The 26364-nt window shown below is 51.7% G+C and carries 27 protein-coding genes and 2 pseudogenes; 7 read left to right on the top strand and 22 right to left on the bottom strand.

Going from position 1 to position 26364, the window contains the following annotated elements; all coding sequences use genetic code 11:
* Nucleotides 1-52 precede the first annotated feature (52 nt).
* The 6 genes from KU392_RS12750 to KU392_RS12725 form a co-directional block, all read right to left on the bottom strand.
* Nucleotides 53-778: a pyrimidine 5'-nucleotidase gene (locus tag KU392_RS12750; RefSeq protein WP_169293244.1), complete on the bottom strand. Its 726-nt coding sequence runs from the start codon at nt 776-778 to the stop codon at nt 53-55.
* A 3-nt stretch (nt 779-781) separates the two neighbouring features.
* A complete protein-coding gene (gene argB, locus KU392_RS12745; protein ID WP_169293245.1) occupies nt 782-1687 on the bottom strand; it encodes an acetylglutamate kinase in 906 nt (301 codons plus the stop codon).
* Nucleotides 1688-1718: 31 nt separating this feature from the next.
* Complete coding sequence (locus tag KU392_RS12740) at nt 1719-2210, bottom strand: TlpA disulfide reductase family protein (RefSeq protein ID WP_169293246.1); 492 nt, start codon at nt 2208-2210, stop codon at nt 1719-1721.
* A complete protein-coding gene (locus KU392_RS12735) occupies nt 2210-2914 on the bottom strand; it encodes a BON domain-containing protein (RefSeq protein ID WP_169293247.1) in 705 nt (234 codons plus the stop codon). Before KU392_RS12735 ends, KU392_RS12740 begins: the two co-directional genes overlap by 1 nt.
* Complete coding sequence (locus tag KU392_RS12730) at nt 2911-3504, bottom strand: phosphoheptose isomerase (RefSeq protein ID WP_169293248.1); 594 nt, start codon at nt 3502-3504, stop codon at nt 2911-2913. The genes KU392_RS12735 and KU392_RS12730 overlap by 4 nt, the downstream gene beginning before the upstream one ends.
* A gap of 120 nt (nt 3505-3624) precedes the next feature.
* On the bottom strand, nt 3625-4098 hold the full coding sequence (locus tag KU392_RS12725) for a YraN family protein (protein WP_169293249.1): 474 nt from the start codon (nt 4096-4098) through the stop codon (nt 3625-3627).
* Between the two features lie 144 nt (nt 4099-4242).
* On the opposite strand from KU392_RS12725, the gene rsmI reads away from it, so the two are divergent.
* The gene (gene rsmI, locus KU392_RS12720) at nt 4243-5118 is read left to right on the top strand and encodes a 16S rRNA (cytidine(1402)-2'-O)-methyltransferase (RefSeq protein ID WP_246587472.1); all 876 of its coding nucleotides are present in this window, start codon (nt 4243-4245) and stop codon (nt 5116-5118) included.
* Here the strand turns inward: rsmI and KU392_RS12715 are convergent.
* The 10 genes from KU392_RS12715 to KU392_RS12670 all read right to left on the bottom strand — a co-directional run bounded on the left by KU392_RS12715 (nt 5115) and on the right by KU392_RS12670 (nt 12445).
* Entirely contained in the window at nt 5115-5840 is a 726-nt protein-coding gene (locus KU392_RS12715) for a septal ring lytic transglycosylase RlpA family protein (RefSeq protein WP_217735485.1), read from the bottom strand. The two genes, rsmI and KU392_RS12715, sit on opposite strands and share 4 nt — an antisense overlap.
* On the bottom strand, nt 5837-6712 hold the full coding sequence (rapZ, locus tag KU392_RS12710; protein ID WP_169293327.1) for an RNase adapter RapZ: 876 nt from the start codon (nt 6710-6712) through the stop codon (nt 5837-5839). The genes KU392_RS12715 and rapZ overlap by 4 nt, the downstream gene beginning before the upstream one ends.
* A gap of 110 nt (nt 6713-6822) precedes the next feature.
* Nucleotides 6823-7752: an HPr(Ser) kinase/phosphatase gene (gene hprK / locus KU392_RS12705; protein WP_169293251.1), complete on the bottom strand. Its 930-nt coding sequence runs from the start codon at nt 7750-7752 to the stop codon at nt 6823-6825.
* A gap of 8 nt (nt 7753-7760) precedes the next feature.
* The gene (gene ptsN, locus KU392_RS12700; protein ID WP_169293252.1) at nt 7761-8213 is read right to left on the bottom strand and encodes a PTS IIA-like nitrogen regulatory protein PtsN; all 453 of its coding nucleotides are present in this window, start codon (nt 8211-8213) and stop codon (nt 7761-7763) included.
* Between the two features lie 115 nt (nt 8214-8328).
* A complete protein-coding gene (gene hpf, locus KU392_RS12695) occupies nt 8329-8649 on the bottom strand; it encodes a ribosome hibernation-promoting factor, HPF/YfiA family (protein WP_169293253.1) in 321 nt (106 codons plus the stop codon).
* 159 nt (nt 8650-8808) lie between these two features.
* Complete coding sequence (lptB, locus tag KU392_RS12690; RefSeq protein WP_217735484.1) at nt 8809-9600, bottom strand: LPS export ABC transporter ATP-binding protein; 792 nt, start codon at nt 9598-9600, stop codon at nt 8809-8811.
* A gap of 14 nt (nt 9601-9614) precedes the next feature.
* Nucleotides 9615-10220, bottom strand: a complete 606-nt coding sequence (gene lptA, locus KU392_RS12685; RefSeq protein ID WP_169293255.1) for a lipopolysaccharide transport periplasmic protein LptA — start codon at nt 10218-10220, stop codon at nt 9615-9617.
* A complete protein-coding gene (gene lptC, locus KU392_RS12680; RefSeq protein ID WP_169293256.1) occupies nt 10217-10846 on the bottom strand; it encodes an LPS export ABC transporter periplasmic protein LptC in 630 nt (209 codons plus the stop codon). Before lptC ends, lptA begins: the two co-directional genes overlap by 4 nt.
* A gap of 3 nt (nt 10847-10849) precedes the next feature.
* A complete protein-coding gene (locus KU392_RS12675) occupies nt 10850-11449 on the bottom strand; it encodes a KdsC family phosphatase (protein WP_217735483.1) in 600 nt (199 codons plus the stop codon).
* A gap of 6 nt (nt 11450-11455) precedes the next feature.
* Nucleotides 11456-12445 (bottom strand): KpsF/GutQ family sugar-phosphate isomerase, encoded by a 990-nt coding sequence (locus KU392_RS12670; RefSeq protein WP_217735482.1) that lies wholly within the window; start codon nt 12443-12445, stop codon nt 11456-11458.
* 140 nt (nt 12446-12585) lie between these two features.
* Here KU392_RS12670 and purT point away from each other — a divergent pair, with 140 nt between their 5' ends.
* Together purT and KU392_RS12660 are read left to right on the top strand one after the other, a co-directional pair.
* Nucleotides 12586-13809, top strand: coding sequence for a formate-dependent phosphoribosylglycinamide formyltransferase (gene purT, locus KU392_RS12665; RefSeq protein ID WP_169293259.1), 1224 nt, complete (start codon nt 12586-12588; stop codon nt 13807-13809).
* A 62-nt stretch (nt 13810-13871) separates the two neighbouring features.
* Nucleotides 13872-14408 (top strand): adenine phosphoribosyltransferase, encoded by a 537-nt coding sequence (locus KU392_RS12660; RefSeq protein WP_169293260.1) that lies wholly within the window; start codon nt 13872-13874, stop codon nt 14406-14408.
* Between the two features lie 72 nt (nt 14409-14480).
* On the opposite strand, the gene ilvA is transcribed toward KU392_RS12660, so the two are convergent.
* The gene (gene ilvA, locus KU392_RS12655) at nt 14481-15989 is read right to left on the bottom strand and encodes a threonine ammonia-lyase, biosynthetic (protein WP_169293261.1); all 1509 of its coding nucleotides are present in this window, start codon (nt 15987-15989) and stop codon (nt 14481-14483) included.
* 114 nt (nt 15990-16103) lie between these two features.
* Here ilvA and KU392_RS12650 point away from each other — a divergent pair, with 114 nt between their 5' ends.
* The 3 genes and pseudogenes from KU392_RS12650 to KU392_RS12645 all read left to right on the top strand — a co-directional run.
* Nucleotides 16104-16655 carry a YqaA family protein gene (locus KU392_RS12650; RefSeq protein ID WP_169293262.1) on the top strand — a complete coding sequence of 184 codons (552 nt, stop codon included), beginning with the start codon at nt 16104-16106 and terminating at the stop codon, nt 16653-16655.
* A gap of 95 nt (nt 16656-16750) precedes the next feature.
* Nucleotides 16751-17101, top strand: a pseudogene (locus KU392_RS14455) (DUF3683 domain-containing protein); the annotation flags it as partial.
* A 54-nt stretch (nt 17102-17155) separates the two neighbouring features.
* Nucleotides 17156-20689, top strand: a pseudogene (locus KU392_RS12645) (DUF3400 domain-containing protein); the annotation flags it as partial.
* A 41-nt stretch (nt 20690-20730) separates the two neighbouring features.
* Here KU392_RS12645 and KU392_RS12640 read toward each other — a convergent pair.
* The 5 genes from KU392_RS12640 to phoB all read right to left on the bottom strand — a co-directional run bounded on the left by KU392_RS12640 (nt 20731) and on the right by phoB (nt 25375).
* Nucleotides 20731-21474 (bottom strand): LamB/YcsF family protein, encoded by a 744-nt coding sequence (locus KU392_RS12640; protein WP_217735480.1) that lies wholly within the window; start codon nt 21472-21474, stop codon nt 20731-20733.
* A gap of 87 nt (nt 21475-21561) precedes the next feature.
* Nucleotides 21562-22566, bottom strand: coding sequence for a 5-oxoprolinase subunit C family protein (locus KU392_RS12635; protein WP_169293265.1), 1005 nt, complete (start codon nt 22564-22566; stop codon nt 21562-21564).
* Nucleotides 22547-23287: a 5-oxoprolinase subunit PxpB gene (pxpB, locus tag KU392_RS12630; RefSeq protein WP_217735479.1), complete on the bottom strand. Its 741-nt coding sequence runs from the start codon at nt 23285-23287 to the stop codon at nt 22547-22549. The genes KU392_RS12635 and pxpB overlap by 20 nt, the downstream gene beginning before the upstream one ends.
* Nucleotides 23235-24578 (bottom strand): phosphate regulon sensor histidine kinase PhoR, encoded by a 1344-nt coding sequence (phoR, locus tag KU392_RS12625; protein ID WP_169293267.1) that lies wholly within the window; start codon nt 24576-24578, stop codon nt 23235-23237. Before phoR ends, pxpB begins: the two co-directional genes overlap by 53 nt.
* A 101-nt stretch (nt 24579-24679) precedes the next feature.
* The gene (gene phoB, locus KU392_RS12620; protein ID WP_169293268.1) at nt 24680-25375 is read right to left on the bottom strand and encodes a phosphate regulon transcriptional regulator PhoB; all 696 of its coding nucleotides are present in this window, start codon (nt 25373-25375) and stop codon (nt 24680-24682) included.
* 135 nt (nt 25376-25510) lie between these two features.
* Here phoB and ubiE point away from each other — a divergent pair, with 135 nt between their 5' ends.
* On the top strand, nt 25511-26278 hold the full coding sequence (ubiE, locus tag KU392_RS12615; protein ID WP_169293269.1) for a bifunctional demethylmenaquinone methyltransferase/2-methoxy-6-polyprenyl-1,4-benzoquinol methylase UbiE: 768 nt from the start codon (nt 25511-25513) through the stop codon (nt 26276-26278).
* Nucleotides 26279-26364 lie beyond the last annotated feature (86 nt).

Here is a 26364-nt window from a genome sequence, read left to right as displayed (position 1 = left end):
TTAAGCTGACTGCCTTTAATGAAAAAAAGCCGGTTTTGGATGCCGGCTTTTTTCATGAATGAGAGAACGGATGGCGCAATAGCTCATGGACCGACTTGACCCGCAGGTCCACATAAGACGGCCGGATTTTATGCTTGGAGCTGAAAGGCGTGCCGGCATTGAAGATATGAACGGTTTTCATATGCAGTTGTTTGGCAATCTTCAGGTTTTTCAGGGTGTCTTCAACCAGGATGGTTTCGGTGGGTTTGCATTTTAGCTGGGAAAGCAGTTGATGCATTAAGGTCGGCGAGGGTTTTGGCCGAAAGGTGCCTTGCAGGCGCATTTGATCGATGGAACAGATACCGGCAAAACAGTGACGGATGCCCAGCGTGTCAAGGACCGAGCAGGCATAACTGTGCGGGGCATTGGTGAGGATGTACTTGATACCGGGGGTGTTTTTCAATAACCCGGCCAGATTTCGTTCCGGTTTGACAAAGTCGGGCGCGTGAAAATCATGACTCATGTGCAGGAATCGCGAGGCATCGACGCCATGATGGCGCTCCATGCCAATCATGGTGGCTCCGTAGCGTTCCCAGTATTTTTGCCGTAGTGCGGTGGCCGGTACAAAACCGATGTCCAGCGCTTTCATGATGGCTTTAGTCATGCTGACATCAATCTGGGCAAACACGGCGTGAGAAGCGTCGTGCAGGGTATTGTCCAGGTCAAAAAGCCATACACGGCCGGTTTGACGGTGTATGGCTTTTGCACCTAATGGCTTGATCAGGTTGGAACAGTGCATGCCTTAGGCGGTAATCATGGTGCCAACGCCTTTATCGGTCAGGATTTCCAGCAGCAGGCAATGCGGAACGCGGCCGTCAAGGATATGGACGGAATTCACACCATTTCTGGCTGCTTCAAGGGCTGATGAGATTTTGGGCAGCATGCCGCCGGAAATCGTGCCATCGGCAAAAAGCTCATCAATCACTTTGGCGGAAAGGCGACGCAGCAGATTGCCTGATTTATCGAGCACGCCGGGTGTATTGGTCATCATCAGGAGTTTTTCAGCTAGCAGGACTTCGGCCATTTTGCCCGCCACCACGTCGGCATTGATGTTGTACACATTACCGTCTTCGGGATCGTAACCAATAGGGGAAATGACCGGGATGAATTGGTCATCCTGCAGGGCCTTGACTACGGACGGGTCGATGCTGGTGATATCACCCACAAAGCCGATATCCAGCGGTTGGTCGGGATTTTCCTTGTTGGGCATTAATTTTTTGCGTGCCTGGATGAGGCCGCCATCCTTGCCGGTCAGGCCCACCGCCTTGCCACCGGCTTCGTTAATCATCATGACGATGTCCTGCTGGACCTGACCGCCCAAGACCCATTCAACCACTTCCATGGTGTCGGCATCGGTCACGCGCATGCCCTGGATGAAGTTGCCATCTTTGCCCAGACGCTTGAGGGCGCTGTCGATTTGCGGACCACCACCGTGGATGACGATGGGGTTCAGGCCGATGAGCTTGAGCAGGACAACGTCACGTGCAAAACTGCGTTGCAGGCTTTCTTCGGTCATTGCGTTGCCACCATATTTGATAACAACGGTTTTCCCATGAAAGCGGCGAATATAAGGCAGGGATTCAGAAATGATATCCGCTTTTACAGATGGCGGAACAACATTGATATCCTGTGGCAAAATGTCGGTCATTTTCGGTCACAAATTAAAAGGTTAAATGGAATCAGGTTTTGGCAAGTGTGTCCTGCAAGGTTTTTTCAAAGATGGCTTTATCATAATTGCCAATGTAGCGCTTGACAATATTGCCTTGTCGGTCGAGCAGATATGAGACGGGCGTAAATTTAATATCATCAAAAGCTTTGGCAACGCTGCCATCTTTGTCAAGTGTAACCGTAAAAGGCAGATTGTTGTCACGGGTATAGTTCTGGACGAAAAGCTCGGGGTCGTAGGCCATGGCAACAGCGATCGTGTCGTAGCCCTGGTCTTTGTATTTGTTGTAATAGGCAATGGTATCGGGCATTTGCTGAATGCAGGTAACACAACTGGTTGCCCAGAATTTAATCAGGACGACTTTGCCTTTCAGGTCAGTGGTCTGGAACTGTTTGCCCTCGAGGCTGTTAAAGGTGACATTGGGGGCCGCTTCGGTTGAGCTCAGCATAAACCAGGCGCCTATTCCGGCCAGGGCAACAATAAGGGAAACAATAAATTTTTTCATCAGTTCAACGGATAGGTTTGCGTCGTGGAGGGATTCACTTCTGTTCCAGGGACTGTCATGCCACCGCTTGATGAGGTGGTGGCCGGCTGGCTGGCGGTACCCGTATCGGAAACCAGGTCAAACACTTTGACAACCCTGTTAACACCGCTGACACCTGCTGCTGCCGAGGCAGCACGGTCTCCTTCGATGGGCGTGACCTGACCCATCAGGTAGACAACACCCCGGCTGGTCGTGATGTCAATGGTACCGGATGGGACATCTTTGGTGGTGAGAAGTTCCGTTCTGACCTTGGACGTTATCCATGAGTCATTGGCACGGGTGCTGAATGAGGCCGGTGGGGCAACCACGACTTCATTCAGGACGGTTTTTACATCGGGAACGCCCCGCGCAATGGCGGTGGCCCGTTCTTTGGCGGCGAGGGTGGAGGCCTCTCCGGTTAACAGGACCCGTTGGTTGTAGGCCATGGCATTAATGCGAACCGAATCTTTAAGCTCTTCACTGATGCGGCTTTCGGTACGGATGCCAATGTTTTTGTCGGTCAGCTGCATGCCCGAGGTGCGGCGGTCAGAAATAACCACCGCTGTTGTGGTTGCTGCACTACCCACCAGCAAGGGGACGCATGCGGACAGCAGGGTGCTGGCGCCCAGGACACAAGCAAGTAAAGCGGTAGGGCGAATTATTCGAGCTGCGCGCTTTAATTTCATGAAATATCTCCTAATAAGAATGCATCAATACCATCACACAACACATGCAGCAGCAAACCATGCACTTCCTGTATGCGCATGGTGCGATCGTGGGGAACACAAAGATGAACATCGAAATCGGTCAGCATACCGGCAATTTCACCGCCACTTTTACCGGTCAGGGCGATGACGGCCATGTTCCGTTCGTGTGCGGCCTGGATGGCCTTGATGACATTGCTTGAGTTGCCGCTGGTGGACAGGGCAACCAGGACATCACCGGGTTGACCCAGTGCCTGTACCTGGCGCTCGAAAATGACATCAAAGCCATAGTCGTTGCCCACTGCGGTCATGATAGAGGTGTCTGTATTGAGTGCAATGCCGGCAAACGGGATCCGGTCGCGTTCGAACCGCCCAACCAGTTCGGCAATGAAATGCTGGGCATCCGCAGCGGAACCGCCGTTACCGCAGGCCAGTACTTTTGCGTTATTGCTGATTGCCTGGACTAATATATCGATACTTTGCGCAATCGGTGATATGAGTGTGGACGCGCTGTTTTCCAATGTCTGGATGGCGTCTTGAAAATGTAAATTGATTCTGGTTGAAATATCCATGACCCTGATTATCGCACGAGTGCGCAAAAATACTTGTGATTAATGCATTAAAACATAAGTGGCAATGCTGCTGCCTGCCAGAAGTGTAAGGTGATTTTATCAGGTTGAACGTGTTATGGCTCAAAATGCATGCCTGATCCAGTCTATCTGCCCGTGATCCAGGCAAATGGCATCAAATCGGCATGCCGGGGTTTTGCCTCCGAAGTATCGGTGGCTGAGCAGGGGTAAATAAAATGCGGCACTGGCTCTCAGGCGTTTTTGTTTGGCAGCAGTTATGCTGGCAGCAGCACCACCGAACTGTTGGCTGTTGCGCAGCTTGATTTCTATAAATACCAGTACCTGGCCATCCACCATAACGGCATCAATTTCGCCAAACCGGCAAGCCAGGTTTTGCGCCAGTATTGTCAGGCCCTGTTTTTCAAGATATTCAATGGCTTGCTGTTCTGCCTGCAGTCCCGTGGCTTGCCGGGCCGATAATTTATGTGCATAAAAAGGTTTGCGGGTGGTTGCCTGGCGCGATTGGCGGTTTTTTGCCCGCTTTTGCTGTGCAGCCAGCGCCAGCTCAAAAACGGTACGGTCAGGGGTGTTGGTCATTTTGTATGAAAAGTGTTTTTTTTACGCTGGCACAGGAAGTGATCAGCGATAATGTTGCTTACGTTTACATGACAAAGATTTTTACAAAAAGAGAGCATTATGGCGATAGAAGAGGGACCTTTTTATACAGTGTGGAAAAAGGTAATGGCAGATCTGGAGCAGCAAAGCTGGCCACAAGCCTGCTTGTATGTGGTGGCAACGCCTATTGGCAATCTGGCAGACATCAGTCCCCGTGCGATTTTTGCCCTGAGTCATGCGGATGTGATTGCCGCTGAAGATACGCGCTCTTCCCGGGTGTTGTTGAATGCATGGGGAATCACGACCCCCCTGATGGCTGCGCATCGCCATAATGAAGCGCGGGCAGCGCAGGATATTATCCGGCTCTTGCAGGAAGGCAAGCGAGTGGCCCTGGTTTCGGATGCCGGTGCGCCGGCTGTCAGTGACCCTGGCGGGCGTATCGTTCGCGAGGTCAGGCAGCAGGGTCTATTGATCCGACCCATTCCAGGGGCATCCGCAGTGATTACCGCACTCATGGGCAGTGGCGTAAGCAGTGATGAAAATCCGACTTTTGCCTTTGCCGGGTTTGTGCCACAAAAATCGGCGGCCAGGCAACAATGGCTGCGTAAATGGGGGGGTATGGATGCACCGGTGGTCATGTTTGAATCACCACACCGGATTCAGGCTTTTTGCCGTGATTTGCTATTGGTGTGCGGGGCCGATCGCCAGTTAACCGTGGCCCGCGAATTAACCAAACGCTTTGAGCAAATTGTCACCCTGCCCATTGGTGAGCTTGAAGAGTGGTTTATGCAAGATGCCCATCGTCAGCTCGGAGAGTTCGTGCTGATTCTTGATGCCGCGCCCAAAGCGGATGAGGACGAGTTGATGGGCAGGGCGAATGAACTCCTGAAAGTATTGCTGGAAACGGTGTCGGTTAAAGACAGCGTGAAGATTGCCACCCAGCTAACCGGACTGGCGCGTGATGTGGTGTATTCACGCGCGCTTGAGCTGAAAAATGCTTAAAGCATGGTTTTGCCGGTTTTTTTGCCCTTGGCGTTGTTCTTGATAAGCTCAACCTTGACTTTATCGCTGCCTTTATTCACGATGCCCAGTTTTTTTGCTGCACCAAAAGACAGGTCAATAATGCGATTGCCATGGAAAGGGCCGCGATCATTGATCCTGACCATAATGCTTTTACCGGTAGAGACCCGGGTAACCTTGACCACACTGTTCAAGGGTAATTCTTTATGAGCGGCGGTCATTAAGTTCTGGTTGAATTTTTCGCCATTGGCCGTGCGTTTGCCATGAAAGCCGGGGCCGTACCATGAGGCATTGCCAACCTCGGAAAAATCGGTAATATTATTGGCAAATGGTACATAACGTTTGCCTTTGACGGTATAGGCACGGGCATGGCTGCGGTGTGACGGCTGGGCCTTGAAGCGGGGGCCAGGTGCTGGCGTGGTTTCCTCTGGCTGGCTTTCTGTGACTGCATCAGTTTCTGCAGTATCCAGGCTGCGCAGGTTTTCACCATAAGCCCTGTCATAGCTGCTTTCCGGAAAAATGCCATTGGCCGTAATTCTGAAACTGCCGGCTTTTAGTTCTTTGACAGGGGCAGGTTGCGTAATTTCTTTGGCTTCAATGACATCTGTCGGATGTTCTTTTTCACTGGTACTGGCATGGGTGCTATATGATAAAAATGTCACACATAAGGCCAGGAAAAGGGGTTGATGCTTTAGAGTCTTCATGTAAGGTTCTTTGGTACTTGTGAACGATGTCGAACGCGTATGGGTCGATGTGAACTAAAGCGTTTGGCCAGTTCTTCTGCTACGTATACAGATCGATGCTGTCCGCCGGTACAACCTATGGCGACGGTAAGGTAACTACGCGTATCCTGCATGTAATAGGGTAACCATTTCTGGATGTATGCAGTGATATCGTTAATGATTTCAGACACGCTATCAAATTGAGATAGCCATGTTGCTACGGGCTCATCACGACCGGTAAGGGGACGTAAGTCCTTGTCGTAATGAGGATTAGGTAGGAATCTTACATCAAAAACCAGGTCTGCGTCACTCGGAACCCCCTTTTTAAATGCAAAAGATTCAAAAGTCAGTAACACATTGTTGTTATCGTGTACGACCAAATCCTTGATCCAGGCCCTTAGTTGGATCGGGGGCAAGTCGGAAGTGTCAATCACTTGCTCGTGATCGCGCAAAGGGGCGAGCAGTTCGCGTTCATGGGAAATACATTCTCCCAGTGAAGGGGCGATGCCGTTTTTCAGCTGCAGTCGGTAGGCCAGCGGATGCCTGCGGCGGGATTCGGAGTAGCGCTGTTTCAATGTGCGGTCATCGGCTTCGAGAAATATGACCTGCAGGGGAGTGCCCATGGCGCGTATTGCGCTAATGACATCAGGCAGGTTGGCCAATTCGCCAGGTGAACGGACATCAATTGCAACCGCTATTTTTTCCAGGCCATCTTCGCGTGCACTGGCGATCAATTCATGCAGGAATTTAACGGGGAGATTGTCAATGCAGGTATAGCCTTGGTCTTCAAGCTGGCGAATGGCCACTGATTTGCCCGAACCGGAAATACCGGTAATAAGAACGACATGAAACATTTTTTTGTATGAAATCAATTGTTTGAACTTCATACAGGATAATCAAAATTTATTACATTTACAATCAGGATTGAAAAATGTATGAATTGATAACATTTGCCCGTTTTCTGTTACTGGAGATTGCTGTTTTCCATAATGGCCTGTGCCTGTCTTTCCATGAACTCACCCAGCGTATCTATCCCTCTTAGTTTGAGGATGGTATTGCGTGCCGCTGCCTCGACCAGAACAGCCAGATTGCGGCCGGCAGCCACTTGCAGCATGACACGACGGATGGGCAGACCCAGCAGCTCCTGGGTTTGATCCTGAATGGGCAGGCGTTCAAATTTTTCACTGTTGGCACGTACCAGGTGCACGATCAGTTTGAGTCGCATTTTGCGTCGTACTGCCGTTTCACCAAAAATGGTACGGATATCCAGCAGGCCAAGCCCCCTTACTTCAAGCAGGTTACGTAACAGATCGGGGCATTGCCCTTCTATCATGGTGGGGTTGGTGCGTGAAAATTCGACGGCATCATCGGCAACCAGGCCATGACCACGGGAAATGAGCTCGAGTGCCAGCTCACTTTTACCCAGGCCTGATTCCCCGGTAATTAACACACCCATGCCCAGGACATCCATGAAAACGCCATGAACGGTTGTGGTGGGGGCAAAACGCTTGCCAAGATAAATACGCAGGACATCAATAAGATGGGCGGCGTCATGCTGGCTGGAAAGCAGCGGGATTTTATTTTGGGAGCAAAAGGTGGTCAGCTCAACGGGGGTTTCAAGGCCTTCTGCAATAATGACAGCAGGCACGCCTCCTTCAGCCAGCTCAATCAGCAGTTTTTCCCTTGAGATTTCTTTGAGTTTTTTGTAGAAAACCAGCTCTTCCTTCCCAAAAACCTGTATGCGGGAAGGATGAACAACATTAAGGTGTCCAAGCAGGTCGGCGGCGGCAGTGTTGGATTCAGGCAGTTGCCGGTTACCGGCATCCATGCCTGCAATCCAGGTCAGACCCAGCGTTTCAGTGTTCTCGTCGACAAGTTCTTGGATGCTTAACATAGCCATATTCAGGACGATTGTGTCAGCAGATCATAAATTTTTGCAGGATCGTTCTCAGACAGCAGTTGATGACGAATCGTGTCATTGGACAGTATGCGGGCGACCTCTGCCAGAATTTCCAGATGCTGCTGGGTGGCACTTTCGGGAACGAGCAGAATGATCAGCAACTGAACATTCTGTCCGTCGGGGGAGTCGAAGGGAATGGGGTTGGCCAGCCGCATGAATGCAGCGGTTGCCTGCTTTAGTTTTGAAATACGTCCGTGTGGGACGGCAACACCGTGTCCAAGCGCGGTAGACCCTAATCTTTCTCGAGAAAACAGGCTGTCGAAAACAACCGAGCGTGCAATACCTTGATTGTTTTCAAATAACAGGGCGGCTTGTTCAAATGCCCGCTTCTTGCTGGTTGCGTTAACGTCAAGAAGCGTATTTTCGGGGGTTAAAATTTGCGTTAATAGATTCATACATCGGATTATATGATTATCTTGCAGAAAGTAGCAATTTCTTTAATCTGTTTTTTTGCACTAAAAACCCAGCCTGATGGCTGGGTAGTTGCAAGGTATTGATATTGCAATAAGTTTACGCGACAGTCATGCGTTTTGTTGAGTCATTTGAATGATCTTGCAGTTTGGATTTGTGTTTGATGACCAGGCGGTCTGCCTTATCACTCAGAAGGTCAATGGCAGCATAAAGGTTTTCTTCTTCGGCTGAGCAGTGAATATCTTTGCCAGGAACACGCAGGGTAATCTCGGCGATATGTTTAAGTGGCTCAAGTGAAAGGATAACCTGGGCATCAATCACATGGTCAAAATGTTTGAGGACTCGTCCGATTTTGCTTTCGACATATTCTTTGATGGCTGGCGTGATTTCTAAATGATGGCCGCTGATACTTATATTCATATAATTGCTCCATTGAATAATTTAAACCGCATTGTGCATGCGCGGAAAAACTTAAGGCACTTGAGTTTTTAGAAGATCCCTCTCACTTTAAGTTAGTCACATCTCTAGTTTATAGATTATTTTTTTTAAAGCAAGTGCCTTAAATCAAACATTTCACATTTACATTTTGAAGTGCTCACCCAGATAAACCTTGCGCACTTCCGGATCCTGGATGATGGTTGCCGGAGCGCCATCGGTGAGTACTTTGCCTTCGCTGATAATATAGGCCCGATCACAGATGCCCAGTGTTTCACGGACATTATGATCGGTAATCAGGACACCGATATTGCGGTTTTTCAGGAAGCGGATGATGCGCTGGATTTCAATGACGGCGATGGGATCCACGCCGGCAAAGGGCTCATCAAGCAAAATAAAACGCGGGTGGGTAGCCAGGGCCCTGGCAATTTCCACCCGACGACGCTCACCGCCTGACAGGGAAAGGGCGGCATTATTGCGGATATGGGTAATTTGCAATTCAACCAGAAGATTTTCCAGCTGTTCTTTAACCTGTGTCCGGTTAAGGGGTTTGCCGGTTTCGGGGTCATATTGCAATTCGAGCACGGCCTTGATGTTTTCCTCTACGGTCAGACGACGGAAAACCGAAGCATCCTGGGGCAGATAGGACAGGCCTATTCTGGCCCGTTGATGAATGGGCAGGCCGGTAATGTTTTTTTCGTCAATTTCGATACGTCCGAAATCAGCGGGTACCAGACCGACAATCATGTAGAAACTGGTGGTTTTGCCTGCACCGTTAGGACCCAGCAAGCCGACAACCTCTCCGCTTGATACGGACAGGGAAACATCCTGGACAACCGTTCTGCCACCATAGGTTTTACGCAGGCCAATTGCCTGGAGCAGGCCTTTGTCGCTGGAGGAAAGAGTATTCAGGCTGGAGCTGGCGGATGTGTTCATGCAGAAAAAAAGATTCAGTTAAATGTGCTGGGCATGGGTTTGTTATTGTATTGTTTGCGGCAGGCCTCGGTAGCCTCGTTGGCTGCCGATTGGGGTTTCACAACGGAACGTACCCTGCCTGGTTCGACGCCCTGTGGGCCGCCCTGGGCGGCATAGGTATTGTTCCTGTTGTTATAGATCACCACCTCGCCCCTGACGGTGTCGATTAATTGACCGCAAATATAACGGTTGACAATGGCATGGCCGATCATTTTGACGGTGTCGTCTTTACCGTTATATTCGGCGCGATCACCTTCCGAGCGAATGGTTTCATAGGTTTCCGGGCGCTCTTCAAAGATGTGTACCTTACCACTGTTGACGGTGGCGAAACCATGCTGAAAGCCCTGGGCATCTTCCTGGATTTTCAGGGTGTCGGCCGTTAGCCTCATTGGGCCACGGGTAAGAATGACATTGCCATTGAAAATGCTGGTTTTGGTTTTATCATCGTAACTCAGGGTGTCGGACAGGACCAGGGTTTCCGGTTCGGCCTGTGCGCTGGCGGCAGGCGTGGTGGTTTGTGCCAGTACTGGCGTATTCAAAATGAGCAAGGGGAAGATCAGTTTTATCAATAACGGTTTCATGGCCGGGTATTCTCTTCAGGAGCTTGGTCGGTATTTGACGATTTGGAGGGCAGGTCTTTGCTTGAGATGGAAACATCGGTATTGGCATAAACCTCCAGCTCGCGGGTTTTGTTATTGTAGGTCATTCCCTTGCCATTCATGCGGGAATTTCCCTGGATGACCGTAGCAGGCTTGTCTGTCTCGATAATATCTTTCTCTGGGTAGATAATCAGTTCACTGCTGGTGATATCCAGGGCTGAAGTATCGTCAGACGGAAAGCGGTGTAAATGGGCATTGCCCCGCATCAGGATGGTTTTATCGTTATTGAACATGGTGGCATGGTCTGCCCGTCCGGTGGTGATTGCAGAGCCTGGGCGCTGTCCGGTAGAAACGGCGTTGACAATTTCATACGAATCATTATGGGGGAAATGCTGCATGGCGTCTCCCTCGAGGCGGTTTTGGGGAACGCCGTTTGGGTCGGAACTGAGCATGATGAAGTGGCCCGACCAGGCGTCGGGTTCATGCGAGATGCGGGCGGGCGGGTCCAGTGGAATTGACCGCTGCGCATAATCGGCCGCCCACCAGGTGGTAATCACCAGGCAGAGCAGCATGAACAGGGCAATCAGGGCTGGCAGGCGTTCTTTCATGTCTTATTGGATGACGGGTCCGGTCAGGCGGGTTGAGTGCAGGTACTGGCTTAAAGCACCCTGGGATGCCAGGATCATATCGCAACACTCTCTTGCCGCGCCAGAGCCGCCTGGCAATGAGGTTACCCATTTGGCTGCCTGGGTAATGTATGACGGGGCGTTCGGGACACTGACTGACAGGCCGCACTTGTGCATGGCGGGCAAGTCGATGATGTCATCACCCATAAAGGCAATTTGTTCCAGCCCCAGGCCATGACGGCTGGCCAGTTCCTCGATCAGCTGACTTTTATCCCGTACATTCTGATACAGCTCGCCGATGCCCAGTTCTGCCGCGCGACGTGGGACAATGAGGCCTTCGCGCCCGGTAACCAGAGCAACAATAATCCCGCTTTGCTGCAACATTTTAAGGCCGTGGCCATCAAGGGAATGAAAACGTTTCAGCTGTTCACCGTTTTCGCCGTACCACAGGCTGCCATCGGTTAGCACGCCGTCAACATCAAAGGCGACCAGTTTGATGGTGGTTGCTATTTCACGAATATGCGCAGGTACTTTGGAAAGTACCAGGGATTCGGCGGGATGGGGAATGGATAAAGTGGGTTTCATAAGCCTTTAAATAACCTTTGCAACCATCAGGTCGTGCATGTGCATGGCACCCACCAGGGTACCCTGTTTGTCAACGACCAGCATATGGCTGAGTTTGTTTTTTTCCATCAGTGATGCGGCTTCGACGGCAAGTTCGTCGGGCGCAATGCTTTTCGGGTTGGAGGTCATGACCTCATGCATGGTGAAATGACGGATGTCGCCATGGCGGACAATCAGGCGGCGCAGGTCACCATCGGTAAAAATACCAACGGGCTCATTGTTGTCATTGACAACCGCGGTCATGCCCATGCGTTTGAGAGACATTTCTTTCAGGGCCTGCGGCAAGGGGATGTCCGGAGATACCAGTGGCAGGTCATCACCCTGTCGCATGACATCCCTGACATATGTTAGCAGGCGGCGGCCCAGGGCACCTCCCGGGTGGGAGCGGGCAAAATCGGATTCGCCAAAATTACGGGCTTCAAGGCAGGTGACGGCCAGTGCGTCTCCCAGGGCCAAGGCAACTGTTGTGCTGGTGGTGGGAGCCAGGTTCAGGGGGCAGGCTTCTTTCTGGATGCTGGCATCCAGAAACACATCACATAATTTGGCCAGGTCGGATTGGGGGTGGCCGCAAATGGCAATTACCTTGGTGCCCAGTCTGCGTACAACAGGCAATACGGTAGACAGTTCGTTGGAGTTGCCGGAATAGGAAATGGCAATCACAATATCCCTGCCAGTGACCATGCCCAGGTCACCGTGAACGGCTTCTCCGGAATGAACGAAAAAACTGGGTGTCCCGGTAGAGGCCAGCGTGGCGGAAATCTTGCGGCCGATATGCCCGGACTTACCCAGGCCCATGACAACCACACGCCCCTGGCAAGCCAGGAGTAGGGCGATGGCATTGCTGAAGCTGTTGTCAAGACGGTCGTGAAGGTCCATCAGCGCCTGTGCTTCGGCCTGAATGGTGCGGCGTCCTGAGCTTAGGGCCTTTTCGGGAGTGTATTCAATATTCTTCATCATCACGTGATTTTAATCATATCGGGAATACTAAAACATGGATTTGCGAATTTCATGGAAAAAACCGTATTCCATTCAGGCATGGCCCTATAATGTGGTGAAAATCAGTCGCTAATATATTAATTTTTTAAGAGTTGTGGATTATGGAAGACTCGTCAGTTCCTCTGTTTGGGACCCCCTTGTCAGGAGTGGCCCTCAAGGTCATGTTGTTGGGCTCCGGAGAGTTGGGCAAAGAGGTGACAATTGCCTTGCAACGGCTTGGTGTAGAGGTGGTCGCCGTTGATCGCTATGAAAATGCACCTGCCCATCAGGTGGCCCATCGCTCGCATGTGGTCTCCATGACCGACAAGGAAGCGTTAAGGCGTGTCATACTGGCTGAACAGCCGGATGTCATCGTTCCCGAAATTGAAGCTATTGCCACCGATCTGCTGGTTGAACTGGAAGATGAGGGTGTGGCAAGGGTCATTCCCACTGCGCGGGCAGCCCAACTCACCATGAACCGTGAAGGGATCCGCAGGCTGGCGGCTGAAACCCTGGGTTTGCCGGTGTCACCCTATCAGTTTGTCGACTCCCTCGATGCGCTCAGGCAAGCTATCGATAGTGACATTGGTTACCCTTGTGTGATCAAGCCGGTCATGTCCTCGTCAGGCAAGGGGCAGTCGGTGCTCAAGTCTGCCGCTGATCTGGAAAAATCATGGACGTATGCCCAGGAAGGAGGACGTACGGGCAAGGGCAGGGTGATTGTGGAAGGATTCATCAATTTCGATTATGAGATAACCCTGTTAACCGTGCGCTATCGTGATCCTCACAGCGGACAGATCCAGACCGCTTTCTGTGAGCCAATTGGTCACCAGCAGCTTGATGGTGATTATATTGAAAGCTGGCAACCGCATGTCATGAGTCCGAAAGCACTTGAAAAGGCCCGGGAGATTGCGAAAACCGTGACAGGCAGTCTGGGGGGCATGGGTGTATTCGGCGTGGAATTGTTTGTGGCGGGAGATCAGGTCTGGTTTTCCGAGGTCAGTCCACGCCCGCATGATACCGGCATGGTAACCATGATCAGCCAGGAGCAAAGTGAGTTTGAATTGCATGCCCGTGCCTTGTTGGGTTTGCCGGTCAATACGACATTGCGTCAACCGGGAGCAAGCAGTGTAATTTATGGTGGCGTTCAGGCCAAGGCCGTGACAATTGCCAATGTGGCGCAAGCATTGGCCGAAGAGGGAACCGATATCCGTCTGTTTGGCAAGCCTGAATCTTTTGTGAAGCGGCGCATGGGTGTGGCCCTGGCAACAGCGGCAGATGTGCGGCAGGCGCGAGAAAAAGCCAAGCGCGTCTCCTCGACAGTTACCATTTCAGCGGCAAGCTAAGGTCTGGCACGCCCACTGTCTTTGTTCTTTTTTGTTATTTCATCCATTTACCTTGAGAGACCATGATGACCGATCCCAATGAGCTTGTTCGTAATGCGATACGAAGTGTGCCTGATTGGCCCAAGGAAGGCGTTACATTTCGGGATATTACACCTGTGCTGCAGGATCCGCGAAGTTTTCGTGCCTTGATTGATATTTTTGTTTACCGTTACATGCGCCAGCGTATGGATCTGGTGGCGGGCGTGGATGCACGCGGGTTCATTATTGGCAGCGTGCTGGCCTATGAACTGAATCTTGGTTTTGTACCGGTACGTAAAAGTGGCAAATTGCCCTTTAACACCGTGGCCGAAGAGTACAAGCTGGAATACGGCAATGCCAGTGTCGAAATGCACACTGATGCCGTATTGCCAGGGCAACGTGTCTTGCTGGTTGATGATCTGATTGCCACAGGCGGCACAATGGTTGCCGCCAGTCGTTTGCTGCAGCGCTTGGGCGCCAACGTTGTCGAGGCCGCTGCCATCATCGATTTGCCTGATCTGGGTGGCTCCCGGTTGATACGGGATAGCGGTTTGCCGGTTTTTACGGTGTGTCAGTTTTAACTGGTGGAACAAAAAAAACGGGGCAACTTCAATGACCCCGTTTTTTGTTGCGGTAACGGATTATAAAAAGGCTTATAAAAACAGTTTATAGGCGGGATTGTCGGTTTCCTTGACGAACGGATATCCAATGGTTGACAGGAAGTCCCTGAAGGCTTTTTTGTCTGCGGGCGGCACCTGGATGCCGACCAGAACACGACCGTAATCAGCACCCTGATTGCGGTAGTGGAACAGACTGATATTCCATTCCGGATTCATGGTGTCAAGAAATTTCATCAAGGCCCCCGGCCGTTCGGGGAATTCAAAGCGATACAGCACTTCGTTTTCAGCCAGAGATGAATGCCCTCCCACCATGTAACGCAGGTGTGATTTGGCCAGGTCATCGGCGGTCAGGTCAAGGACATCGAATTTCTTGCGGCGCAACCGGTCGGCCACTTTTTCTGCCTCTTCCTGTGAATTGATCTGGACACCCACAAATACGTGGGCCTTATTGGCGTCTGAAATCCGGTAATTGAATTCGGTCACGTTGCGTGCGCCCAGCGCGGTACACAATTGCTTGAAGCTGCCCTTGACTTCGGGCATGGTGACGGCAAAAATGGCTTCCTTGGCCTCGCCGACATCAGCACGTTCGGCCACAAAACGCAGGCGGTCGAAGTTCATGTTGGCACCGGACGTAATGACCGCAACGGTTTTGTTTTTCCATTTGTGTTCGGCAATATAACGTTTGGCACCTGCCAGGGCCAGGGCGCCGGCCGGTTCCAGTACGCTGCGGGTGTCCTGGAACACATCTTTCAGGGCCGCGCAAATGGCATCGGTATCAACGGCAATGAAGTCATCCACATATTCCTTGACCAGCCGGAATGTTTCAATGCCCACCTGTTTGACAGCCGTGCCATCGGAAAACAGCCCGACATCGGGCAGGGAAACGCGTCGACCGGCCCGGACACTGCGAATCATGGCATCAGAATCTTCGGTTTGAACGCCGATGATTTTGATTTCGGGGCGCAATTGCTTGATATAGGCGGCAATGCCGGCAATCAGGCCGCCACCGCCAATGCTGACAAAAATGGCGTCCAGGGAACCGGGGTGCTGGCGCAATATTTCCATGGCAATGGTGCCTTGGCCGGCAATCACAAACGGGTCATCAAAAGGATGGACAAAGGTGAGGTTTTGTTCTTTTTCGAGAATCAGTGCATGCTCGTAGGCATCGGTAAAGCTGTCGCCATGCAAGACGACCTCACCACCCAAACGTTTTACCGCATCAATTTTGACCTTGGGTGTTGACGTGGGCATGGCAATGACGGCACGGCAACCCAGTTTTTTGGCCGAGAGGGCAACGCCCTGGGCATGGTTGCCTGCCGATGCGCAAATCACGCCATGAGCGCGTGCTTCAGCGGATATATTGGCCATTTTGTTATAGGCCCCCCGGATCTTGAAGCTGAAAACGGATTGCGTGTCCTCACGTTTAAGCAAAATAGTATTCTGGATTCGGGCAGAAAGCAGTTTTGCGGGTTCCAGTGGGGTCTCGGTGGCGACATCATAAACTTTTGATGTCAAAATACGTTTTAGATAATCTGTGGACATGTTGGGGGAGATAGGATTCAAACAATATATTACAGATTAACACAGCATATTCTGAATTTTCTGGATTTTCATCCGGGCAGGATCATAAAAAATTGATGCGGGTTACAAGGTAGTATGGAAAATGAAATGATGGGGGCCGTGCAATGGCTGTTAATGACATTGGCTTTGCCAACAGTAGGTTTGCCGGCCATTTTTTTGATTGCCCTGGTATCGGCAACTTTGTTGCCATTGGGCTCCGAGCCAGCGGTATTCGCTTATCTCAAGTTGTCGCCTGATATGTTCTGGGCAGCCGTTTTGGTGGCTACAGCGGGCAATACGATAGGTGGTGTGGTGTCCTACTATATGGGATATTGGGCTAAAAAAGGGGTGGATCACTGGAAAAAAACGCATCAGGCCACCGATGGGCAAAATACAACGGCAAGTGTGCAGCAAAGGCGTCTCAGGCAACAGAAACTGGGTGGAACCCATTTCAGGAAATTGGCGGTGTATTTAAGAAAAATGGGGCCCTGGGCTTTGTTGTTTTCCTGGTTGCCGATTGTAGGCGATCCTTTATGCAGTGTCGCCGGCTGGATGAAGTTGCGTCTGTTACCCTGTGTTTTTTACATGGCGATTGGCAAATTTGCCCGATATGTCGTCATGACTGCGGTTTTATTGCGTCTGTTTTAGGATAAAGCCGCTTTACCGTAATAAATTTCGGGTTCTCCGCGTAAAATGATAGGTATCGTCAGATAAATTTCAAATTCATCCAGCCATTTATTAGTATGAACGCACCTATTGATACCCAGATTTTGTCAGAAGCAGAGCAAACCGGCCCTGTCCGGCGTTTGCGTGAGATACCTTACAACTACACGTCTTTTTCAGATAAGGAAGTGGTTGCCCGCTTGTTGGGCAGCGATGCCTGGGATTTGTTGTCCGATCTCAGGGGGGTTCGAAAAACGGGTCGCTCTGCACGCATGCTGTACGAGGTCTTGGGTGATATCTGGGTCGTCAGGCGCAACCCTTATCTTCAGGATGATCTGTTATCCAACCCCAAACGGCGTGGCCTGCTGATAGAGGCGCTGAACCATCGGCTGAACGAAATCAACCGTCGCCGTGAGCCTTCACACAAAGAAAATGACAGCAAGGTTCAGGAACTGCTCAGACGGGCTCACAAAGCGGTTATCGAATTTGAGGCCGAGTTTGAATATACCGAAACCCTGCGTGCGGAAGTCATGCAGGAAATGGGTCGTATTACCCATAAGGACAATATCAAGTTTGATGGCTTGTCACGGGTTTCCCATGTTACCGATGCTACCGACTGGCGCGTAGAGTATCCCTTTGTGGTCCTGACACCCGATTCCGAACTCGAAATGGCGGCCCTGGTGCGTGCCTGTTTCGAACTTAAACTAACCATTATCCCTCGTGGGGGTGGTACAGGGTATACCGGAGGCGCCATTCCCCTGTCATGGCGTTCTGCCGTCATCAATACCGAAAAACTGGATGCGTTGTCGGCTGTGGAGTCTACGGTTTTGCCAGGTTTGCAAGAGCCCGTTGCCACGATTCTGACTGGTGCCGGTGTCGTGACCAAGCGGGTGGCCGAGGCAGCGGAAGCAGCCGGCTATGTGTTCGCGGTAGATCCGACTTCAGCCGAGGCCTCATGTATTGGCGGAAACGTGGCCGTGAATGCCGGTGGCAAGAAAGCGGTATTGTGGGGAACGGCGCTGGACAACCTGGCCTGGTGGCGCATGGTCGACCCCGATGGCAACTGGCTTGAGGTCACCCGTCTTGAGCATAATATGGGTAAGATTCATGATGCCGCACAAGTCCGTTTTGAAGTGAAATGGTTTGACGGCCGTTACGAACCGGGCAAAAAAGAACTACGTACAAAGATTATTGATATTGAAGGCAGTGCTTTCCGCAAGGTGGGGCTGGGCAAGGATGTGACCGATAAATTCCTGGCCGGCTTGCCTGGTGTCCAGAAAGAGGGCTGTGATGGCCTGATCACTTCGGCACGCTGGGTGTTACATCGCATGCCCAAGCATACCCGTACGGTTTGCCTGGAATTTTTCGGGCAGGCCCGCGATGCCGTGCCGTCCATTGTTGAAATCAAGGACTATCTGGATACCGAAGGCCGTAAAACCGGTGCCATTCTTGCCGGCCTTGAACACCTGGATGAGCGTTATCTGCGGGCGGTTGGTTATGCCACCAAAAGCAAGCGCGATGCCTTCCCCAAAATGGTGCTGATTGGCGACATTGTGGGTGATGATGAAAACGCGGTGGCAGCAGCCACCAGCCAGGTGGTGCGTCTGGCCAATGGTCGTAGTGGCGAAGGGTTCGTGGCCGTCAGTGCCGAAGCACGCAAGAAGTTCTGGGCTGACCGTGCCCGGACTGCCGCGATCGCACGTCATACCAATGCGTTTAAAATCAATGAAGACGTTGTGATTCCTCTTGATCGCATGGGTGAGTACACCGAAGAAATTGAACGTATCAATATAGAATTATCCACCCGCAATAAACTCAAACTGGTCGAGGCGCTTGAGGCTTTTCTTGAAACCGAATTGCCGGTACATAAGTCAGAAGATTTTCTTGATGAGGAACTGACCCGTGAAGAAGTGATTGGCAGCCGTATTGAAGAGGCCCGTGAGGTGTTGGGCCTGACGGCTTCGCGCTGGTTCTGGTTGCTGAACAATATGAATGATTCACTGGCGGGCAGCCTTGACAAGCTGTTCCAGCTGGGCATGGATGATCTTATGGAGGTCCTGAAAAAGCGTTTGCAGGATCAGCCTGATTGCCGGATCTTCGAGCTGTTGCAGGATCGCACGATTCGCATTTCCTGGAAAAAAGAAATCCTGGCCAAAATGGAAGTGATTTTTTCAGGTGCTGACCGGGCTGCGGTGCTGACCGAGATGCAGGCCATTCATGATCGCGTCCTGAAGGGGCGGGTATTTGTGGCCTTGCATATGCATGCCGGTGACGGTAACGTGCATACCAATATTCCGGTTAACTCCGACAACTACGAAATGCTGCGTGAGGCCAATGAAACCGTTGTGCGCATCATGCAAATCGCCCGCGACCTGAACGGCGTGATTTCCGGTGAGCATGGCATTGGCCTGACCAAGCTGGAGTTCCTGACTGAAGCCGAATTGGCTCCGTTTCGCCAATACAAACAGGACATCGACCCTGACGGCCGTTTCAATGCGGGCAAGTTGTTTGCGGGTTCTGACCTGCGTAATGCCTGGACGCCCAGCTTCAACCTGTTGGGTCATGAGTCCCTGATCATGAAGCAAAGTGATATTGGCGCCATCTCAAGCTCTATCAAGGATTGCCTGCGTTGTGGTAAATGCAAACCGGTCTGTGCCACCCATGTGCCGCGGGCCAATCTGCTGTACTCGCCACGCAACAAGATTCTGGCCACCTCATTGCTGGTTGAGGCCTTCCTGTATGAAGAACAGACCCGTCGTGGCATCAGTTTAAAGCATTGGTCAGAATTTGAAGATGTGGCCGAGCACTGTACTTTGTGCCACAAGTGTTATAACCCTTGTCCGGTGGATATCGACTTTGGCGATGTCAGCATGAACATGCGGGCAGTTCTTAACCGCATGGGCAAACAATCGGTGCGTCCCGGTAAAACGGCCGCCATGTTCTTTCTGAATGCGACTGATCCGACCACCATTAATGTGACCCGCAAGGTCATGGATATTGGTTACAAGGCTCAGCGCCTGGGTAATGAGGTTCTGAATTCGGTAGCCAAAAAACAAACCGCCCATCCTCCGGCAACGGTTGGACGTGCTTCTTTGCGAGAAGAAATCATTCACTTCGTGAATAAGAAAATGCCGGGAGGATTGCCCAAGCAAAGCGCCCGTAAGCTGCTCGATATCGAAGACAAGAATTTCGTACCCATTATTCGCGACCCCCATAAAACCAGTGCCGATACCGAAGCCGTGTTTTATTTCCCGGGCTGTGGCTCGGAACGCCTGTTTTCACAGGTCGGACTGGCAACCCAGGCCATGCTGTGGCATGCCGGGGTGCAAACCGTACTGCCACCGGGTTATCTGTGCTGCGGTTATCCGCAACGCGGTAACGGCCAGCTGGACAAGGCCGAGCAGATCATTACCGATAACCGGGTTCTGTTCCACCGGATGGCCACCACCCTGAACTATCTGGATATCAAAACCGTTGTTGTCAGTTGTGGTACCTGTTACGACCAGCTTGAAGGTTATGAGTTTGAGAAGATCTTCCCCGGTTGCCGCCTGATCGATATCCATGAGTACCTGCTTGAAAAAGGTCTGAAACTGGATGGTGCCACCGGCAAGCGGTACATGTATCATGATCCCTGTCATACGCCCCTGAAGCAGCAGGATCCCATGAAAACCGTGAAATCCCTGGTGGGCGACACCACCATCAAGGCCGATCGCTGTTGTGGAGAGTCTGGCACATTGGCCGTCAGCCGTCCTGATATTTCCACCCAGATCCGTTATCGCAAGGAAGAAGAACTGCGCAAGAATTCCGCCGCCATACGTGCGGATGGTTTTGCCGGAGAGGTCAAGCTGTTAACCTCATGTCCTTCCTGCCTGCAGGGTCTGACACGTTATCAAGGTGATATTGCCATTGACGCCGATTACATCGTGGTGGAAATGGCCCGTCATATGCTGGGTGAAAACTGGATGGCCGATTACGTGAAAAACGCCAATACGGGCGGCATCGAGCGCGTGCTGGTGTAAAAGCGCCAGTCAGTCTGCCGGCTTGTTCTCAGGCAAGGGTTTTAAAGCAACCCTTGCCTTTTTAATGCCTCGTTAATTTGTTGGGCAAAAGCGGCCGCACCTGGCTGGTCGCCGTGAATGCACAGGGTATCTGCCTGTATGGGTACCGGTTTGCCGGAAAGCGCAATTACATGGCCCTTTTCCAGCATGCAGATTAACTGCTGGATGGCTTGCTGCGGGTCGCTAATCAGGGCGCCGGGTGCACCGCGCGGGGTAAGAGTGCCGTCATCCTGGTAGCTGCGGTCGGCAAATACCTCGTGAGCAACCTGCAGGCCCATTGCCTGGGCAATGTGCGCCTGCCGGCTGTTGGCCAGGGCATACAATACCAACGTATCATCCACATCCAGCACGGCTTGTGCAATCGCCTGTGAAAGGGCGTCGTTATGGGCGGCCATGTTGTACAGGGCGCCATGGGTCTTGACATGATGCAGGCGGGCACCCTGGGTTTTCGCGACTGCCGCCAGCGCACCAAGCTGTACCACCACCATGTCATAGGCCTGGTCGGGCGAAACGGGAAAAGGCCGGCGTCCGAAACCGGGCAGGTCGTTCAGTCCGGGGTGCGCACCAATATGCACATGGTGCTTAATGGCATTGGCTACCGTTCTGCGCATGATATGGGCATCGCCGCCATGAAACCCGCAGGCAATATTGACGGAAGTGATGTGGGGCATGACGGCTTCATCGTTGCCCATGGTCCAGCCACCATAACTTTCACCCATATCGCAATTGAAATCCAGTTTTTTCACCGTGATGGCTCCTTCTTTGGTGGCTTGGTTAATGGAGTGCAATGCTCCTGCGTCATCAGCAAATTTACTTCAGGTGCAGATGGCGTGTTAAAGGTAACATTCTGACAGTCGCTGTGCAATCATTGCCAGACGGTTTTGCAACACCATGAATTTTTCTTCCCGGTCAAGCATGAGTGCCTGTGCTTGCTCCAGCGTCACCAGAGAAAATGAAAGGTGCTCGTTGGGCAGCAATTGTGCCAGTACCGGCAGATCGGCAGAAATAACATTGGCTATTTTGGGATAACCGCCGGTGGTTTGCCGGTCAGCCATCAGAATAATGGGATTGCCATCAGGGGGAACCTGAATGGTACCGAATGTCGTGGGTTCAGACAGGATTTGCAAGGGTTGGCACAAGAGCAGTGTCGCCCCTTGCAGACGGTAGCCCATGCGCTCGGATTGGGGGGTGATCCTGAATGGCGTGTCAAGAAACCGTTCATGGGTTTGTCGGGTAAAGTGATTCCAGTGATGGCCCTTGATGACCCTGATGCTGTTTTTTTTCTGTAGACCCAGATTGGCGGGAAGGTAAATTTCAAGCTGGCTGAAAAAATCCTGCAGGGTTTGCCGGTGTCGGGGGGCTAGCGGTTTACTGATTGGAATATGATCGTGCTTTTGCAGGGCCCGACCCTGATAGCCACCCAGCCGGTTTTTAAGATCGGTGCTGCAACTGTCCATCATGGCGGGTAGCCTGAATCCGCCATGCGTAGCCAGATAAAGGCGGGCCATGGGTACAGATGCGTTTTGTCTGATATGCAGGGTTTGTCCGGCATGGATCAGAAAAGGGCGGTTGACCGGTATGGGTGTGTCGTTGGCAAAGGCATGCACGGGGGCACCGCTTAAAGCGATGCAGGCATCTTCTTCAAATAATAAATTGGGGGCGGTCAGGGTGATTTCCAGCACCGCTGCTGAAGGCGGGTTGCCCACCAATAAATTGGCCAGCCGCAGGCTGCTTGGGTTCATGGCACCGCCAACCGGCACCCCAAGGGATTGAAACCGGTGTCTGCCTTCATCCTGAAAGGTGGATAGCAGCCCCGGACTAATAACCTGGATGCTCATGTCGCTTGCTCTTTAATTCAGTAAATGTTTTTTTGCTGATGGCCTTGAAACGGACCGTGTCACCGGGAGACAGGAGTGTGTGGGGAGTGCGCTCCGGATTGAAAAGTGTAATGGGGGTTCTGCCAATAATGTGCCAGCCGCCTGGAGACGCCCGGGGATAAATGACAGTTTGCCGGTTGGCAATGGCCACTGAGCCGGCTGCGATCACCGGGCGTGGCGTGGTCAGGCGGGGTACATTCATTTTTGTGTCCAACAGACCCATATAGGGCATGCCGGGTGCAAAACCAAGCATGAAAACCCGAACCGTCTGTGACGTATGCAGGGCAATGAGCTGTTCAATGTCGCATTTGAGTGTGCTGGCCAGCGACTCAAGATCCATGCCATATTCAGGATCATAGCAAACGGGAATTTCAATGGTGCGGTCTGGTGCGGTACCGGATGGGGAGGATGGTTGGGCCAGCAGTGAGTCCAGTGCCTGGCAAAGGTTGTGAAACGGCGTCTTGCCCCAGCAGGCGGCCCGGTAATGGATCCCCACGCAGTTGAAGGCGGGAACAATGTCGCTAATGCCGGGCAGGTTTGCGTTGGCAATGCTTTGGGCCGCTTGCAGGCAAAGCTGGCTTACCTGGAGGTCAAGGTCTTCCTGTCTGAAGCGGATGATAATGCAGGCATCACCCTCGGGGGTGAACTGCCAGCTTTTCTGGGGAACGGGTGTTGGGCTCATTAATAATGCTATCGGGAGGGAAGACGATGCTGAATGTACTTCCCTTGTTGATTTCGCTGTTTATGACCAATTTTGCATTATGCCGTATAACGACGTGTTTTGTAATGGCCAGCCCCAGACCGGTGCCGCCGGATGCCCGGGAGCGGCTTTTGTCGACTCGGTAGAAGCGTTCTGTGAGGCGGGGAATATCATGTTTGGCGATGCCCAGTCCGGTATCGTGGACACTGAAAACGGCATTGCCTTTGTCGTCTTTGCGCCAGCTGACAGTAATGGTGCCATCAGAGGGTGTATAACGGACGGCATTGGTCATCAGATTGCTGATGGCCGAAGAGATTTCCGTTTGCTGCCCCAGAATGGCCAGTTTTTCGTCTATTTCAAAAATGAATTTGTGCCTGCCTTTTGACAATGAATGGGCCAGTTGACCTGCCGACTCAATGAGTTGGGCAAGCTCCAGCTTTTGTCCGCCGCTTGCCTGAGTGGATTCCAGGGTCGACAGGGTGAGCAAATCGGCCACAATGGCCAGCATGCGTTGGGCCTGTTCATGCATGAGCGTTTCATAGTGTTTGCGCTGTTCGGGCGAAACCGCTTCCGGGGGCAGGTCTTGCAAGGTTTCCAGAAAGCCGATCAGAACGGTCAGTGGGGTGCGGATTTCATGCGAGACATTGGCCACGAAGTCTTGTTGCGTGGTGCGCAGTTTTTCGAGCTGGGTGATATCCTGGCACAGCATTAAGATGCCTTCTTCCGAATATTGGTTCAGGTCAAACTTAAGGCAGCGGAACTGACCGTCAGACTCCATATGGGTTACGAACGACTTGCTCCAGTCACCGTTCTGTGCGTACTCAAAAAACTCGGGTAAACGGACCAGATTGAAAATATTATAGCCCTTGTCCTGTGCATAACTCAGTCCCAGCATTTTTTCTGCCAGACCGTTACACCATTCGATATGAAAGTGGCGGTCAAGGGTGATGGCAGCAGCGGGCAAGGCCTGGGCAGCCGACAGGACGCTGTGGGACAGGTGTCTGAGCGAGGTCAGTTCATTGCCGCGAAAACGCAGCAGCTTGTATATGGGCGTGACAATATCGTCATATTTCCCCAGATCGGGCGGGGGCGGATTTTCAGCATCATGTGCCCAGTTGGCGGTAAGCTGAAAATGCCTGTCTTCAAGATAATAGAAAGCGGCAAAGATGAGTCCGAGAGAAATAATACCCCAATAACCCTGCGTCAGGTATTGAATGCCGATGCAGAATAATATTGCGAAACAAAGCCATAGCAAGGGTTTTATCCATCTCATGATAATCAACCACGGGCCTGTGCGCCCAAAATAACGTAAATGAAGGGTAAGGAACAGGCCCTTTGGGCTGCCAAAAGGATTTTATCGCATTATGCGGTCATTTATTGTGGAAGACGGGTGGTAAACCGGTAGCCGCTGCCACGCACAGTTTCAATCAGGCCATGGTGCCCGGATGGTTCAAGGGCCTTGCGCAGGCGACGGATATGGACATCTACCGTTCTTTCCTCAAGAAATACATGGTCGCCCCATACCTGATCAAGCAATTGGCTGCGGGTAAAGACCCGTTCCGGGTGTGTCATGAAAAAATGCAAAAGACGGAATTCAGTGGGGCCTAAGGGCAGGTTGCTGCCATTTCCGGTGGTGCGGTGAGAAACCGGATCCAGTTTCAGTCCGGCAATTTCAATTTCGTCATCGGTCAGTTGTGGGGCCCGGCGACGTAAAACCGCCTTGATGCGCGCGATCAGTTCTTTGGGTGAGAAGGGTTTGGTAATATAGTCATCGGCACCGCTTTCAAGGCCTTCCACTTTATCTTTCTCGGCGCTTTTGGCGGTGAGCATGATAATGGGAATGTCTTTGGTCCGTTCATCGGCCCGCAGGCTTCTGGCCATGCTAAGTCCTGATGCACCGGGGAGCATCCAGTCCAGCAGGATCAGATCCGGGAGCTCGGCGTTAATCAGGATTTTTGCCTGTTCAGCGTCAAGGGCGCGTAAAACTTTATGACCCGCAAATGATAAATTGACGGAAATCAGTTCCTGAATTGCGGGTTCATCTTCTACTACTAGGATCGTGCTTGCCATAATGAAGTAAGATTTAAAGGGGTACCAATGTTTAAAGGGGTACCAATGTTAAAATGCCGTATTAATGTATGACACTTATGGTATTGCCTAATTATGTCATGTTTGTGACAACTCTCCGTTTAATAAGATTATTGTATGAAACCTGATACGAACCAAGAAAGCAGCGAAAATTCAACCACCCATTTTGGCTTTAAAACCGTCAGTGAATCTGAAAAGGCCAGTAAGGTGGCGGAAGTCTTTCATTCGGTAGCTTCCCGTTATGATGTCATGAATGATCTTATGTCGGTGGGCTTGCACCGGGTCTGGAAAGTATTCACCATTGGCCGGGCCAATGTCCGTCGTGGCATGAAAGTGCTGGATATTGCTGGTGGCACCGGAGACCTTGCCCTGGCATTTGGTAAAAAAGTGGGTGATACCGGGGAAGTCTGGCATACCGATATCAACAGTTCCATGTTAAGCGTGGGCCGGGACCGTCTTATCGATAAAGGCGTGGTTTTGCCAACGGCAGTGTGTGATGCCGAGTATTTACCGTTTCCTGATAACTATTTTGACTGCGTCACCGTGGCCTTTGGTCTGCGTAATATGACGCATAAAGATCAGGCGCTGGCCGAAATGTTCAGGGTGCTCAAGCCGGGTGGAAAATTGCTGGTTCTTGAATTTTCCCGGGTTTACAAGCCGCTGGAGCCCGCTTATGACTGGTATTCTTTCAATATATTGCCCTGGCTGGGTAAAAAAATCGCCAGTGATGAAGACAGTTACCGTTATCTGGCTGAATCCATTCGCATGCATCCCGACCAGGAAACGCTGGCCGGCATGATGCGTGAGGTTGGTTTTGAGCGGGTGCAGTATTTTAATCTGACTGCCGGCATTGCCGCTGTGCACGAGGGCATCAAGCTGGGTTGAAACCCGGTTGCCCTGACACCGGACAGCCTGGGTATGTAGTGTTTTGAAACAATAGACGCGTCTTTTTGGGTTTTTTTACTTGTTAA

It is taken from the genome of Advenella alkanexedens (assembly GCF_019132845.1).
Classification (GTDB): domain Bacteria; phylum Pseudomonadota; class Gammaproteobacteria; order Burkholderiales; family Burkholderiaceae_B; genus Advenella; species Advenella alkanexedens.
This window is presented reverse-complemented; position numbering and strand designations above follow the sequence as displayed.

Excerpts from the sequence above, each read along its gene's own strand:
- lptB (WP_217735484.1), bottom strand. The coding sequence starts at position 9,600 with ATGAACACATCCGCCAGCTCCAGCCTGAATACTCTTTCCTCCAGCGAC.
- phoR (WP_169293267.1), bottom strand. The coding sequence starts at position 24,578 with ATGAGATGGATAAAACCCTTGCTATGGCTTTGTTTCGCAATATTATTC.
- pxpB (WP_217735479.1), bottom strand. The coding sequence starts at position 23,287 with ATGAGCCCAACACCCGTTCCCCAGAAAAGCTGGCAGTTCACCCCCGAG.
- KU392_RS12670 (WP_217735482.1), bottom strand. The coding sequence starts at position 12,445 with ATGATGAAGAATATTGAATACACTCCCGAAAAGGCCCTAAGCTCAGGA.
- lptC (WP_169293256.1), bottom strand. The coding sequence starts at position 10,846 with ATGAAAGAACGCCTGCCAGCCCTGATTGCCCTGTTCATGCTGCTCTGC.
- KU392_RS12715 (WP_217735485.1), bottom strand. The coding sequence starts at position 5,840 with ATGAAGACTCTAAAGCATCAACCCCTTTTCCTGGCCTTATGTGTGACA.
- ilvA (WP_169293261.1), bottom strand. The coding sequence starts at position 15,989 with ATGTCCACAGATTATCTAAAACGTATTTTGACATCAAAAGTTTATGAT.
- KU392_RS12730 (WP_169293248.1), bottom strand. The coding sequence starts at position 3,504 with ATGGATATTTCAACCAGAATCAATTTACATTTTCAAGACGCCATCCAG.
- argB (WP_169293245.1), bottom strand. The coding sequence starts at position 1,687 with ATGACCGACATTTTGCCACAGGATATCAATGTTGTTCCGCCATCTGTA.
- lptA (WP_169293255.1), bottom strand. The coding sequence starts at position 10,220 with ATGAAACCGTTATTGATAAAACTGATCTTCCCCTTGCTCATTTTGAAT.
- KU392_RS12635 (WP_169293265.1), bottom strand. The coding sequence starts at position 22,566 with ATGAGCATCCAGGTTATTAGTCCGGGGCTGCTATCCACCTTTCAGGAT.
- rsmI (WP_246587472.1), top strand. The coding sequence starts at position 4,243 with ATGGCAGATCTGGAGCAGCAAAGCTGGCCACAAGCCTGCTTGTATGTG.
- hpf (WP_169293253.1), bottom strand. The coding sequence starts at position 8,649 with ATGAATATAAGTATCAGCGGCCATCATTTAGAAATCACGCCAGCCATC.
- hprK (WP_169293251.1), bottom strand. The coding sequence starts at position 7,752 with ATGTTAAGCATCCAAGAACTTGTCGACGAGAACACTGAAACGCTGGGT.
- ubiE (WP_169293269.1), top strand. The coding sequence starts at position 25,511 with ATGAAACCTGATACGAACCAAGAAAGCAGCGAAAATTCAACCACCCAT.
- KU392_RS12660 (WP_169293260.1), top strand. The coding sequence starts at position 13,872 with ATGATGACCGATCCCAATGAGCTTGTTCGTAATGCGATACGAAGTGTG.
- purT (WP_169293259.1), top strand. The coding sequence starts at position 12,586 with ATGGAAGACTCGTCAGTTCCTCTGTTTGGGACCCCCTTGTCAGGAGTG.
- KU392_RS12750 (WP_169293244.1), bottom strand. The coding sequence starts at position 778 with ATGCACTGTTCCAACCTGATCAAGCCATTAGGTGCAAAAGCCATACAC.
- KU392_RS12740 (WP_169293246.1), bottom strand. The coding sequence starts at position 2,210 with ATGAAAAAATTTATTGTTTCCCTTATTGTTGCCCTGGCCGGAATAGGC.
- phoB (WP_169293268.1), bottom strand. The coding sequence starts at position 25,375 with ATGGCAAGCACGATCCTAGTAGTAGAAGATGAACCCGCAATTCAGGAA.
- KU392_RS12725 (WP_169293249.1), bottom strand. The coding sequence starts at position 4,098 with ATGACCAACACCCCTGACCGTACCGTTTTTGAGCTGGCGCTGGCTGCA.
- rapZ (WP_169293327.1), bottom strand. The coding sequence starts at position 6,712 with ATGTTTCATGTCGTTCTTATTACCGGTATTTCCGGTTCGGGCAAATCA.
- KU392_RS12650 (WP_169293262.1), top strand. The coding sequence starts at position 16,104 with ATGGAAAATGAAATGATGGGGGCCGTGCAATGGCTGTTAATGACATTG.
- ptsN (WP_169293252.1), bottom strand. The coding sequence starts at position 8,213 with ATGAATCTATTAACGCAAATTTTAACCCCCGAAAATACGCTTCTTGAC.
- KU392_RS12735 (WP_169293247.1), bottom strand. The coding sequence starts at position 2,914 with ATGAAATTAAAGCGCGCAGCTCGAATAATTCGCCCTACCGCTTTACTT.
- KU392_RS12675 (WP_217735483.1), bottom strand. The coding sequence starts at position 11,449 with ATGAAACCCACTTTATCCATTCCCCATCCCGCCGAATCCCTGGTACTT.